Annotated in this window: 11 protein-coding genes; 10 read left to right on the forward strand and 1 reads right to left on the reverse strand. The window is 66.7% G+C overall.

Annotation, left to right across the window (positions count from 1 at the left end; translation table 11 throughout):
* The first annotated feature begins 39 nt into the window (after positions 1-39).
* The 7 genes from ACLF6J_RS00515 to ACLF6J_RS00545 all read left to right on the forward strand — a co-directional run bounded on the left by ACLF6J_RS00515 (position 40) and on the right by ACLF6J_RS00545 (position 9408).
* Positions 40-645 carry an RNA polymerase sigma factor gene (locus ACLF6J_RS00515; RefSeq protein ID WP_134351515.1) on the forward strand — a complete coding sequence of 202 codons (606 nt, stop codon included), beginning with the start codon at positions 40-42 and terminating at the stop codon, positions 643-645.
* Positions 620-1732: a hypothetical protein gene (locus ACLF6J_RS00520; RefSeq protein ID WP_134351513.1), complete on the forward strand. Its 1113-nt coding sequence runs from the start codon at positions 620-622 to the stop codon at positions 1730-1732. The genes ACLF6J_RS00515 and ACLF6J_RS00520 overlap by 26 nt, the downstream gene beginning before the upstream one ends.
* A 63-nt stretch (positions 1733-1795) precedes the next feature.
* Positions 1796-5314 carry a DNA polymerase III subunit alpha gene (gene dnaE, locus ACLF6J_RS00525; protein WP_047524062.1) on the forward strand — a complete coding sequence of 1173 codons (3519 nt, stop codon included), beginning with the start codon at positions 1796-1798 and terminating at the stop codon, positions 5312-5314.
* Between the two features lie 71 nt (positions 5315-5385).
* On the forward strand, positions 5386-6573 hold the full coding sequence (locus ACLF6J_RS00530; RefSeq protein ID WP_134351511.1) for a hypothetical protein: 1188 nt from the start codon (positions 5386-5388) through the stop codon (positions 6571-6573).
* 1 nt (position 6574) lies between these two features.
* Positions 6575-7879: a histidinol dehydrogenase gene (gene hisD / locus ACLF6J_RS00535; RefSeq protein WP_047524060.1), complete on the forward strand. Its 1305-nt coding sequence runs from the start codon at positions 6575-6577 to the stop codon at positions 7877-7879.
* A 10-nt stretch (positions 7880-7889) separates the two neighbouring features.
* Positions 7890-8360 carry a transcriptional regulator NrdR gene (gene nrdR / locus ACLF6J_RS00540; protein ID WP_047524059.1) on the forward strand — a complete coding sequence of 157 codons (471 nt, stop codon included), beginning with the start codon at positions 7890-7892 and terminating at the stop codon, positions 8358-8360.
* 10 nt (positions 8361-8370) lie between these two features.
* The gene (locus ACLF6J_RS00545; protein WP_131491274.1) at positions 8371-9408 is read left to right on the forward strand and encodes a quinone-dependent dihydroorotate dehydrogenase; all 1038 of its coding nucleotides are present in this window, start codon (positions 8371-8373) and stop codon (positions 9406-9408) included.
* Here ACLF6J_RS00545 and ACLF6J_RS00550 read toward each other — a convergent pair.
* Positions 9383-9955 carry a DUF3043 domain-containing protein gene (locus tag ACLF6J_RS00550; RefSeq protein WP_047524057.1) on the reverse strand — a complete coding sequence of 191 codons (573 nt, stop codon included), beginning with the start codon at positions 9953-9955 and terminating at the stop codon, positions 9383-9385. The genes ACLF6J_RS00545 and ACLF6J_RS00550 overlap by 26 nt on opposite strands.
* A 46-nt stretch (positions 9956-10001) precedes the next feature.
* On the opposite strand from ACLF6J_RS00550, the gene ACLF6J_RS00555 reads away from it, so the two are divergent.
* The 3 genes from ACLF6J_RS00555 (at position 10002) to coxB (ending at position 12884) form a co-directional block, all read left to right on the forward strand.
* Entirely contained in the window at positions 10002-11405 is a 1404-nt protein-coding gene (locus ACLF6J_RS00555; protein WP_134351509.1) for a dipeptidase, read from the forward strand.
* Positions 11406-11475: 70 nt separating this feature from the next.
* A complete protein-coding gene (gene erpA, locus ACLF6J_RS00560) occupies positions 11476-11838 on the forward strand; it encodes an iron-sulfur cluster insertion protein ErpA (RefSeq protein ID WP_017830247.1) in 363 nt (120 codons plus the stop codon).
* A 143-nt stretch (positions 11839-11981) separates the two neighbouring features.
* Positions 11982-12884 carry a cytochrome c oxidase subunit II gene (gene coxB / locus ACLF6J_RS00565; RefSeq protein ID WP_047524055.1) on the forward strand — a complete coding sequence of 301 codons (903 nt, stop codon included), beginning with the start codon at positions 11982-11984 and terminating at the stop codon, positions 12882-12884.
* The last annotated feature ends 2 nt before the right edge of the window (positions 12885-12886 follow it).

The following is a 12886-nucleotide window of genomic DNA, read 5'->3' on the forward strand; positions in this document are numbered from 1 at the left end:
AGTTTCGAACCGTCCTCGTGTTCAGAGGCAATACATAGTGTGAGCACAGACAGCGACATCATTCAGCGGTCGCTCGAGCAACCCCGAGCCTTCGCTGAATTGTTCGATCGACATGCACGATCGATCGGCGGATATGCCGCCCGTCGTGTCGGTCCCGATGCGGGCGAGGACATTCTCAGCGAGACATTCCTGGTCGCATTCGCCCGGCGGAAGTCTTTTGACGCGGCTTGGAACTCCGCGCTGCCTTGGTTGTACGGGATCGCTTCGAGGCTGATCAAGAAGCATCGAGTGCGCGAGGCCAAGCACCTCCGGTCGAGCCGGGAGTCCGCGCAGCGCGAGGAGCACATCTCACACGATGTTCTCGAGACGACGATCGCGCGCCTCGACGCCGAGAAGTCCACCCGTGAACTGGCGCCGCGCATCGCCGCGCTGTCGGTCAAGGAGAGGGACACGCTGCTGCTCTATGCCTGGGGAGATCTGACCTATGAGGAAGTCGCGGTCTCCCTCGGCGTGCCGGTGGGAACCGTTCGATCTCGGATGAACCGCATACGAACCCGGCTCGATCCACAGAGAGCGATCAGCCGACAACGGTCACTGAGCGAGAAAGGAGGAGAAGCCGATGGACGTTTTCGAACTCGTGCGTGACGTGAACGCAGGAACGAGCCTGACGGAGGATCAGATCGGGAGGGCCCGGGCCCAGCTGCTCGTCGGGATCGACGAGAGCCGGAGTGCGGAGCGGAAACGACTCGCGAAGCACCCCCTGCTCCTGATCGCGGGAGCGGTCGCCGGTGCCGCGGCCGCCACCGCGACCGTCGTGGTGCTCTCCCAGTCGACCGCTCACCCCCCGCGCGTCGAGGCCGTGCCCCCGATCGCGACCCACGAGCCTCCGGCACCCGCGCCGACCGTTCCCGCGCCGACACCGACTCCGGTGACCGCCTCGTCCGTGCTGGGCGCGGCGGCGCGGGTATCCGGCGCGAATGAGGCTCCGGGGCCACAGCAGGGGCAGTACCTGAAGATCGAGCGGGAGGTCACTGACCTCGTCCTGTACGGGGACACCAACCCGCAGAGCGTGTTCGATGCATCGCGGGCGGATGCGACCGCTGCGTGGACGGCTCGGTCGCATTGGACGATCTACGTGCCGGCGGATCGATCCCAGGAGTGGGTCCAGGAATTCTCGAATCAGGTTCAGCTGATGGCCTTCTTCGGCCTTGACGCAGAGACGCATGCTCAGGAGTGGCTCGGCAGCGGTACGCGCGAACCCTTCTACCAGCGAACCCCCGGGGGACTCGGACAGTCCGGTGACGGTGCGCCATCTCGTGCGTCGGAGGCATACTACGCCGACTTCCCGAGGGATCCGGAGGCCCTCCTGGAATGGATCCGCACCAGCAACGGTGCGACTGACGACTCCGAGTGGGCGATGGGCACGGTGACAGAAGTGTTGCTCGAAGAGCTGCAGTACAACACAGCACCCTCCGACGTGCGGGCATCGATGTACCTGGCTCTGGCACAGCTGCCGAACGCGACGATCGCCGCGGTGGACGGAGACATCACGACGATATCGTTTCCCTCCCACGCCGGTCGGTGGGTGAAGAACGAGATCTCGATCGACATGACGACCGGCCTGGTGGTCGGTTCCGCGATCAGGCAAGACGCGGGGGCCGGCATCGTGCCGGAAGACGTCCCTGACACGTGGATGACGATCACGGTGAGCGTGGTCGACGCGGCCCCGTAGCCGCCCTCGACGCAGCCCCGGCGCCGACCTCCGGTGTCGGGGCTCCGCCGTAGACTCGAAGGCATGGCATCCGACTCCTTCGTCCACCTGCACGTGCACAGTGAGTACTCCATGCTGGACGGTGCGGCGAAGATCAATGCGATGACCCAGGCAGCCGCCGAATACGGGATGCCGGCCATCGCGGTGACCGATCACGGCAACACCTTCGCGGCATTCGAGTTCTACAACGCGGCGCGGAACGCGGGCATCAAGCCCATCATCGGGCTCGAGGCATACATGACCCCGGGCACGCACCGCAGCGACAAGACGCGCGTGCAGTGGGGCTCACCCGACCAGAAGAGCGACGACGTCTCCGGTTCGGGCGCGTACACCCACATGACGATGTGGAGCCAGAGCACCGCGGGCATGCACAACCTCTTCCGGATCAGCTCCCGGTCGAGCATGGAGGGTTACTACTTCAAGCCCCGCATGGACCGCGAGCTGCTCCAGACCTACGGCAAGGGCATCATCGCGACCACAGGGTGCCCCTCCGGCGAGATCCAGACGCGACTGCGGCTGGGGCAGTACGACGCGGCACGCGCGGCGGCTGCAGAGTTCCAGGACATCTTCGGCAAGGAGAACTACTTCGCCGAGATCATGGACCACGGTCTCTCCATCGAGCGACGGGTGATGACCGACCTGCTCCGCCTCGCGAAAGACCTCAACATCCCGCTCGTCGCGACCAACGACTCGCACTACACGCACCAGCACGAGGCCGACGCTCACGAGGCTCTGCTGTGCGTGCAGTCGGGTTCCACCATGGACGATCCGAACCGGTTCAAGTTCGACGGCGACGGCTACTACATCAAGACCGCCGCCGAGATGCGGCAGCTGTTCCGCGATCACCCCGAGGCCTGCGACAACACGCTCCTGATCGCCGAGCGCTGCGAGGTCGAGTTCGACACCTCGGCGAACTACATGCCGCGCTTCCCGGTCCCCGACGGTGAGACCGAGGACAGCTGGCTCATCAAGGAGGTCGAGGCGGGCCTGCACTACCGGTACCCCGGTGGCATCCCCGACAAGGTGCGCAAGCAGGCCGAGTACGAGACCGGCATCATCCTGCAGATGGGCTTCCCCGGCTACTTCCTCGTCGTCGCGGACTTCATCAACTGGGCCAAAGACAACGGCATCCGTGTCGGTCCCGGCCGTGGTTCGGGTGCCGGGTCGATGGTCGCCTACGCGATGCGGATCACCGACCTCGACCCGCTCGAGCACGGTCTGATCTTCGAGCGCTTCCTCAACCCCGACCGTGTCTCGATGCCCGACTTCGACGTCGACTTCGATGATCGTCGCCGCGGCGAGGTCATCGAATACGTCACCGAGAAGTACGGATCCGAGCGCGTCGCCCAGATCGTCACCTACGGCACGATCAAGTCGAAGCAGGCGCTGAAGGACGCGGGGCGCGTCCTCGGGTTCCCCTTCAGCATGGGGGAGCGCCTCACGAAGGCGATGCCGCCGCCCGTGATGGGCAAGGACATGCCCCTGGACGGCATGTTCGACTCGGCGCACCCCCGGTACAAGGAAGCGAGCGAGTTCCGCACGCTGATCGAGACCGACCCGGAGGCCAAGACCGTCTTCGACCGCGCTCTCGGTCTCGAAGGGCTGAAGCGTCAGTGGGGCGTCCACGCCGCCGGCGTGATCATGTCGTCCGATCCGCTGCTCGACATCATCCCGATCATGAGGCGCGAGCAGGACGGCCAGATCGTCACGCAGTTCGACTACCCGTCGTGTGAGTCGCTCGGGCTGATCAAGATGGACTTCCTCGGGCTGCGCAACCTCACGATCATCTCCGATGCGCTCGACAACATCCGGACGAACCGGGGCGAAGAACTCGACCTCGAGCACCTCGGTCTCGACGACCCGGGTGTGTATCAGCTGCTCGCGCGCGGAGACACCCTGGGCGTCTTCCAACTCGACAGTCCGCCGCTGCGCTCGCTGATGCGCCTGATGAAGCCGGACAACTTCGGTGACATCTCGGCCCTCATCGCCCTGTATCGCCCGGGCCCGATGGGCGCGAACTCGCACACCAACTACGCACTGCGCAAGAACGGGGTGCAGGAGATCACCCCCATCCATCCCGAGCTCGAAGCGCCGCTCGCGGAGATCCTGGAGGAGTCGTACGGGCTCATCATCTACCAGGAGCAGGTCATGGCCATTGCTCAGGCCGTCGCCGGCTTCAGCCTCGGACAAGCAGACATCCTCCGTCGCGCGATGGGCAAGAAGAAGAAGTCGGAGCTCGACAAGCAGTACGAGGGCTTCGCGGGCGGGATGAAGGAGCGCGGCTTCGGCGAGGACGCGATCAAGGCGCTGTGGGACATCCTGCTGCCCTTCTCGGACTACGCCTTCAACAAGGCCCACTCCGCGGCGTACGGACTCGTGTCGTACTGGACCGCATACCTCAAGGCGCACTATCCCGCCGAGTACATGGCGGCGTTGCTCACCAGCGTGGGCGACTCCAAGGACAAGATGGCCCTGTACCTGAACGAGTGCCGCCGTATGGGGATCAAAGTCCTTCCGCCCGATGTCTCGGACTCGATCAACTTCTTCGCGGCCGTCGGAGACGACATCCGCTTCGGCCTCGGCGCTGTGCGCAACGTCGGCAGCAACGTCGTCGAAGGGATCGTGCAGGCGCGCAAGGGGGAGCGGTTCACCTCGTTCCACCACTTCCTCGACACCGTGCCGCTGCATGTCTCGAACAAGCGCACCGTGGAGTCCCTGATCAAGGCCGGCGCCTTCGACTCGATGGGCGACACCCGCCGAGCGCTCATGGAAGTGCATGAAGACGCGGTCGAGGCAGCCGTCGACCGCAAGCGCAACGAGGCACAGGGCGCGATCGGGTTCGACTTCGACAGTCTCTACGACGGCATGGAAGAGGCCGCTCCGGCCAAGGTGCCGGCCCGCCCCGAGTGGGTCAAGAAGGACAAGCTCGCGTTCGAGCGGGAGATGCTCGGCCTGTACGTCTCCGATCACCCGCTGGCCGGGCTCGAGGTGCCGCTCGCGAAGCATGCGTCGATCTCGATCCATGACCTCAACAACTCCGAAGACCTGCAGGACGGCGATCAGGTGACTGTGGCGGGCCTCGTGACCAGCGTGCAGCACCGCGTGGCCAAGGCGAGCGGTAATCCGTACGGCATGATCACGGTCGAGGACTTCAACGGCGAGGTCACCGTGATGTTCATGGGCAAGACGTACACCGAGTTCCAGCACACCTTGCAACAGGACGCGATCCTCGCCGTGCGCGGGCGCGTGTCCCGTCGTGATGACGGCCTCAACCTGCACGCGCAGTCCGCGTTCGCGCCCGACATCGGCTCGTTCGATGCCGCAGGGCCACTGTCGTTGGTCTTGGCGGAGCAACGTGCCACCGAGCGGGTGATGGGTGAGCTCGCCGAGGTCCTGCGTCGGCACAACGGCGACACGGAGGTGCTGCTCCGCGTGCACCGCGGCGGCACTGCGAAGGTCTTCGAAGTGCCCATGCCGGTGAAGGTCTCGGCAGACCTCTTCGGTGACCTCAAGTCCCTTCTCGGACCCACCTGTCTGGGGTGAGCGGGTAGGATCATGAGCCGTCGGCAGCACGACGAATCCCCCCGTCGAGCACGGTGACGAAAGGACCACGCATGAGCACGGAACTCCCTGAGCCGGGTGTCGAAGATGCGGACTTCAGCGATGACGACGGTGTCCTCTACGACGACGAGGTGACTCCGGAGTACGGGATCCTCGGATTCACCCTCCGTGAGCTGCTCATCGTCAGCGTGTGGCTGGTCTCCTTCGTCGTGTCGTTCTTCCCGCTGGCCGGGGGCGCCTCGCTCTGGGGTGTCGGAATCCAGTGGATCCTTCCGGTGGGTCTCCCCACGGTCGCCGTGTTCCTGCTCGTGCTCCGTCGCTTCTCGCCGGACGGTATCCGTCGCGTAGGGTCGCTCGGCATCGACCAGTTCGCCTCTGTAGCCTTCTCGGTCGCAGCCGTCGTCTGGGCCGGGAACGTGTGGCTCACGATCTCCGGGCTGATCGCCACCGGGTTCTGGTCACTTCCGTGGAGCGGCGTGGTGATGGCCGTCGCCGCTCTGGCTCTGGTCGTGCTCACGGTGTTCGCTCCACTCATCCCGGGGCTGAAAGAGGACTTCCACGGACGTCTGGTCACCCTCGCCCACCGCAATGCCAACCCGGTGCGCCCCGTCATCTCGCGACCGCGACCCGAACCGGTCGCCACGGAGCCCGAGCCGCAGGCCGCCACCGACGGCGACCGGACGGATGTGAGCCTGGACGCTTCCGCGCTTCCTCCGGTCGCAGACGACAGCCGGGATTCCGGGAGCCAGGCCACGGACGAGGTCGAGCGCGTCGACCTCGCCGCGCAGGTGCCCCTCACGGCACACGCGTCCGGTGGTGACATCGGCACCGTGCACGGCACGGATGACGAGGAGTACGTGCCCGCGTACTCTCGGCGTTCTCGGGGGCAGGAGCCCGAGATCGTCTCGGACACCGGGAGCATCGAGTCCCTCCTCGAGACCGCTGCGACATACGAGACCGCTGTCGTCCCCGACGACACGGAAGCTCCGATCGTGGAGGGTTTCGCCGACGCGGACCTCGATGCGACGAATCCGCGCGAGTCGACTCCGGTCGCGCAGCCGTTCTGGATCCTCGCGCCCTCTGAGCGTGACGTCCACGACGAGCGCGGCGACGCGTTGTTCCGCATCGGCCCGAATGCCTGGGCGCTCGTGATCGAAGACCGTGGAGGTGCCTACGTCGTGCGACATGACGACGGGCGGATCGGCTACCTCCACGACATCTCCGACATCACGAAAGGCTGAAATGCGCACGATCGATCTGCGGGGGCGCGAGCTCTCGCCCGCTGACATGCTCGCCGCCGTACCGCGCGCCACACAGGCGCGTGCCGAGGCGCTCGACACCGCCGCCCGCCTCGTCGACGACGTCCGCGACCGCGGTGAGGCCGCTCTCCGTGAGCAGGCGGAACGCTTCGACCGGGTCGCCGGACACTCCGTCCGGGTTCCTGCCGCGCACATCGACGAGGCGCTGGCCGACCTCGCCCCCGAAGTGCGTACCGCTCTCGAGGAGGCGATTCGCCGCGTGCGACTGGCCTCCGCAGCCCAGGTGCCGGCTTCGCAGGTCACCCGCATCGGCGACGGTGCCGTCATCACGCAGCGCTGGCAGCCCGTCCACCGCGTGGGTGTGTACATCCCCGGTGGGAAAGCGGTCTACCCGTCCAGCGTGATCATGAACGTCGTGCCGGCTCAGGTGGCAGGTGTGGAGCAGATCGCATTGGCATCGCCGCCGCAGGCGGATCAGGGAGGGCGAATCCACCCGACGATCCTCGCCGCGGCCGCCCTGCTGGGCGTGACCGAGGTCTATGCGATGGGCGGAGCGGGGGCGATCGGCGCGTTCGCGCACGGTGTCGCCTCGCTCGGGCTCGACCCCGTCGACGTCGTCTCCGGGCCCGGCAACAACTACGTCGCCTCCGCCAAGCGCGCGGTCGCCGGCGTCGTCGGGACGGACTCGGAGGCCGGCGCGACCGAGATCCTGGTCGTCGCCGATGCCGATGCCGATCCGCGCCTCATCGCCGCCGACCTCGTGAGCCAGGCGGAGCACGACGAACAGGCGTCCGCGGTACTGGTCACGGACGCCGCCGAGCTCGCTGCACGCGTCGCCACCGAAGTCGAGCGGATCTCCGTCCTCACCCGTCACAGCGAGCGTGTCGCCGCGTCCTTGGGAGGACCGCAGTCGGCGATCGTCCTCGTCGACGATCGCGCCATGGCGACCGCGTTCAGCAACGCCTACGCGCCCGAGCACCTCGAACTCCACCTCGCCGATGCCGAGAGCGCCGCGTCGGCCTTCACGAGCGCCGGAGCGGTCTTCGTCGGAGACCAGACGCCGGTGAGCCTGGGGGACTACATGGCGGGGAGCAACCACGTGCTCCCGACCGGCGGTCAGGCGCGGTATGCACCGGGACTCGGCGCGTACACGTTCCTGCGTCCTCAGCAGGTGATCTCCTACGACAGGGCCGCACTGGCCGCTGTCCGAGCGGGGGTCGTCGCACTCGCCGAGTCCGAGGCGCTGCCGGCGCACGGTGAGGCGATCGAGGCGCGCTTCACCGCGTAGGATCGGTCAGATGCACTGCCCCTTCTGCCGTCATCCCGACTCCCGCGTCATCGATTCCCGCACGAGTGACGACGGGCTCTCGATCAGGCGGCGTCGTCAGTGCCCGGAGTGCGGGGGCCGTTTCACGACCACCGAGACGGCGAGCCTCAACGTCATCAAGCGTTCCGGCGTGATGGAGCCTTTCAGCCGGGAGAAGGTCATCTCCGGCGTGCGCAAGGCGTGTCAGGGACGGCCGGTGACCGAGGCCGACCTCGCCATCCTCGCGCAGCGCGTGGAGGAGGCTGTTCGCCAGACGGGGGTGTCGCAGCTCGACACGAACGAGATCGGTCTGGCCATCCTCGGTCCGCTGCGTGATCTCGATGAGGTCGCGTTCCTCCGCTTCGCCAGCGTCTACCAGGCGTTCGACTCGCTCGAGGACTTCGAGGCGGCGATCACCGACCTCCGCGCCGACCACACGAAGCAGGAGGCCGAGGAGCGGTAATCTGGCAGGGATGTATCCGCTGCTCTTCCGCGCTGTCCTCTCGCGCTTCGATCCCGAGTTCACCCATCACGCCGGCATGGCGGTGATCCGCGTCCTCGGAGTGCCCCCGTTCTCCTGGGCGACCCGTGCCCTGACCGCGCCGGATCCGTCCTTGCGTGTCGACGCACTCGGGCTCAGCTTCCCATCGCCGTTCGGCATCGCGGCCGGTTTCGACAAGAACGCCGTCGGTGTCCGCGGACTGGCGGCACTCGGGTTCGGCCACGTGGAGATCGGTACCGTGACGGCGATCCCGCAGGAGGGGAATCCCAAGCCGCGTCTGTTCCGTCTGTTGGCGGACCGCGCCGTCGTCAACCGGATGGGCTTCAACAACGACGGCGCTGATGCGGTCGCCCGTCGCCTCGCTCGACTGCGCCGTGGCGCACCGGACACGGTGATCGGCGTCAACATCGGCAAGAGCCGCATCGTGGACGTCGAGGATGCGACCGCCGACTACGTGGCCTCGGCAACCCGCCTCGCCCCGCTGGCCGACTACCTCGCGGTGAACGTGTCCTCGCCGAACACCCCGGGACTGCGCGGGCTGCAGGCAGTGGAGACGCTGGCACCGTTGCTCCGGGCGGTCAAGGAAGCATCGGGGTCCACGCCGCTGCTCGTCAAGATCGCTCCGGATCTTCCGGATGACGAGATCACCGCCATCGCGGAGTTGGCCGTGGCCGAGGGGCTCGCCGGAATCATCGCGCACAACACCACGATCAGTCGAGACGGACTGCTCACGGACGCGGCGTCGATCGAAGCCGCGGGCGCGGGCGGACTGTCGGGGGCGCCGCTGAAGAAGCGCTCGCTCGAAGTGCTCCGGATCGTGCGTGACGCCGTACCGGCAGAGTTCTGCGTGATCGCGGTCGGTGGAGTCGAGACTCCGGCCGATGTGCAGGAGCGTCTGCAGGCCGGTGCCACTCTCGTGCAGGGTTACACGGGATTCCTGTACCGCGGTCCGTTCTGGGGCCGCGAGATCAACAGGGGGCTGGTCAGTCGGGGTACTGGCCGCGCTTGACCTGCGGCTTCGGCAGTCGCATGAAGCGCATCTGCAGCGCGCGCATCGCGGCGTACCAGCCGAGGCCGCGCTCGAGGCGCTCCTTGCCGAACTTCGCTGCGGCCTTCCGCTTGACCCGCATCCCGAGCAGCACCATGCCGCCGATGGCGATCACGAGATACCCCATCATGACGATGTAGGCGTAGAACGAGATCATCATGTTCGTCGGCAGGAGCGAGGCGAGGATGACCAGCACCATGACGCCCATCACGAACTCGGCCGGGTGCCACCCCGCGTCCACGTAGTCGCGCACCCAGCGGCGCTGCGGGCCCTTGTCGCGGACCGGGAGGTACTTCTCCTCGCCGGCGGCCATGCCGGCCTGGGCGCGAGCGCGACGCTCGTTGAGCTCGGCTTTGGCAGCCGCCTTCGCCTCTTTGGTGTTGGCGACCAGCGGGCGGCGACGTGCTGCCTCTTGCTCCGCGCGGGTCGGCGTCGCGCGCCCCTTGCCGACGGCAGTCGTCTCGGAGGCGTCGTCGTTCGTCGAAGGGGAGGCGGGGTTAGTGGACACGGAGTTCCTCGGTTCGCTGGCGGGGGATCACCTTAAGATTACTCGCATGACCTCTCCTGTTCTTCCCCCTGAGCCCGATGCCGCCGTTCTCGAAGCCGTGGCCACCGGAATCCCTGCTGCGCTGTCGGATCTCGGACACCTCGTGCGGATCCCCGGGATGGCATGGCCGGCGTTCGATCAGACGCAACTGGAGCGCAGCGCGGCCGCTGTCGCGTCACTGGCTGAGGAGACCGGTGTCTTCGATGAGGTCCGTGTGCTGCGCGCAGCGATCCCCGGCACCGACGAGCAGGGGCAGCCGGCGGTCCTCGCCACCCGTGCGGCGCGGAACGGGAAGCCGACGATCCTCCTCTACGCGCACCACGACGTGCAGCCTCCGGGGGACGACGCCCTGTGGGAGACGCCGCCGTTCGAGCCGACGGTGCGGGACGGACGTCTCTACGGGCGTGGTGCGGCGGATGACAAAGCGGGGGTCATGGCGCACATCGCGTCGATCCGGGCGGTCAGCGAGGTCCTCGGGGACGATCTCGACCTGGGTATCGCGATGTTCATCGAGGGGGAGGAGGAGTACGGTTCCCGCTCCTTCGCGCAGTTCCTCTCCGACAACAAGGAGGCTCTGCGCGCAGACGCGATCGTCGTGGCGGACTCCGGCAACTGGGACTCCGTGACGCCGGGACTCACGGTCTCGCTGCGCGGCAACGCGCGCTTCACGCTGCGTGTGCGCACACTCGACCACGCGTCGCACTCGGGGATGTTCGGCGGTGCGGTGCCCGACGCGATGATGGCCACCGTCACGCTGCTCGCGACGCTCTGGGATGAGGACGGGGCGGTCGCGGTCGAGGGGATGACCGCGCGCGATGCGGCCACTCCGGACTACACCGAGGCGACGCTGCGGGATGAGGCCGGACTGCTTCCCGCCACCACACCGATCGGCAACGGGACGATCCTCAGCCGGATCTGGAACAAGCCCGCGGTCACCGTCATCGGTATCGATTCCACGACCGTCGCCGCAGCCTCCAACACGCTCCTTCCCGAGGTCACCGTGGTGATCAGTGCTCGTGTCGCACCGGGCCAGACGGGGCAGGAAGCCTACGAGGCGCTCGAAGCCCACCTCCGCGCCCATGCACCGTTCGGCGCGGAACTCACCTTCTCCGACGTCGATCTCGGCGACGGCTTCCTGGTCGACACGAGCGGGTGGGCCGTGGCGTTGACCCGTGACGCGATGCGCGACGGCTACGGAGTCGCTCCGGTCGACCTCGGCGTGGGCGGATCCATCCCCTTCATCGCGGATCTGGTACGGGAATTTCCCGCCGCGCAGATCCTGGTGACCGGTGTCGAAGACCCCCACTCGCGGGCCCACAGCCCGAACGAGTCGCTGCACCTGGACACGTTCCGCCATGCCGTCGCGAGCGAGGCTCTGCTCCTGGCTCGGATGAATGCCACCGAACTCTGAGCCTCACAGCATCTGCGGCGGTAGAATCGTCCGAGAAGCCGTGCACCTGCGGCCCGTCACAAGGAGCGACATGAGCGACACCACCCTCTCCCCAGAGACCACCCGCGCACACGGCGTCACCCTGACCGACGCTGCCGCCACGAAGGTGAAGAACCTCCTCGAACAGGAGGGGCGCGACGATCTGCGCCTCCGCGTCGCCGTGCAGCCCGGTGGCTGCTCGGGCCTGATCTATCAGCTGTACTTCGACGAGCGCTACCTCGAAGGCGATGAGACCGTCGACTTCGACGGCGTCGAGGTGATCATCGACAACATGAGCGTCCCGTACCTCGATGGTGCGGCGATCGACTTCAAGGACACGATCTCCGAGCAGGGCTTCACGATCGACAACCCCAACGCAGCGGGTAGCTGCGCGTGCGGCGACAGCTTCCACTGATCCTCGCTTCGCGGACCACGGCCGCTGTCACCGATCGGTGACGGCGGCCGTTCTGCATCCGGCAACCTGCGTGGATGGCATGAATCAGGTGTGAGGTTGCCCTAGACTTGGGTGTGCTCTGTTCGCGATCTGAAAGGTGCATCGTGCCCTCGAAACGCAGCCTTCGTTGGGCCGCCCTCCCTGTGGGAGTTGCGGCAGCCTTGGCCCTGGCGGGATGCTCTCCCACCGAGCTGAACGGCTTTCTTCCGGGCTTCGTGGAGGGTGGCCCCGCAGCCACCAATCAGACCGAGCGCGTCTCATCGCTCTGGGTGAACTCGTGGATCGTGCTCCTCGCCGTCGGAATCATCACCTGGGGCCTGATGGCCTGGGCTGCGATCGCGTACCGCCGTCGCAAGGGCCAGACCGGCCTGCCGGTGCAGATGCGCTACAACATGCCGATCGAGATCTTCTACACGATCGTGCCGCTCATCCTCGTGCTGGGCATGTTCTTCTTCACGGCTCGCGACCAGACCGCGATCGAAGCCAAGTGGGACGAACCCGACGTCGAGATCACCGCGATCGCCAAGCAGTGGGCGTGGGACTTCCAGTACGACGGCGACGAAGAGGACAACTCCGACGCCGTCTGGACGATGGGCATCCAGGCTCAGCCCGACAAGGACGGCAACATCGACCAGGCGCAGCTGCCCACGCTGGTGCTGCCCGTCGACAAGAAGGTCACGATCAACCTTCAGTCGCGTGACGTCATCCACTCCTTCTGGATCATCGACTTCCTCTACAAGAAGGACATGTACATCGGGAAGGACAACTCGTGGTCCTTCATCCCGACCCGCGAGGGCGAGTACGCCGGCAAGTGCGCCGAGCTCTGCGGTGAATACCACTCGATGATGCTCTTCAACGTGAAGGTCGTCTCCGAGGACGATTACGAGGCCTACCTCCAGACGCTCGAAGAGAAGGGCAACACGGGCGACATCACCGACGCCTATGACCGTCTCTCGAACTTCCCGGGAACGACCCCGACGACCGACACCGAGGAAGGAGGGGAGTAAGC

Source organism: Microbacterium sp. IO18 (assembly GCF_049099505.1).
GTDB classification, from domain to species: domain Bacteria; phylum Actinomycetota; class Actinomycetes; order Actinomycetales; family Microbacteriaceae; genus Microbacterium; species Microbacterium aurugineum.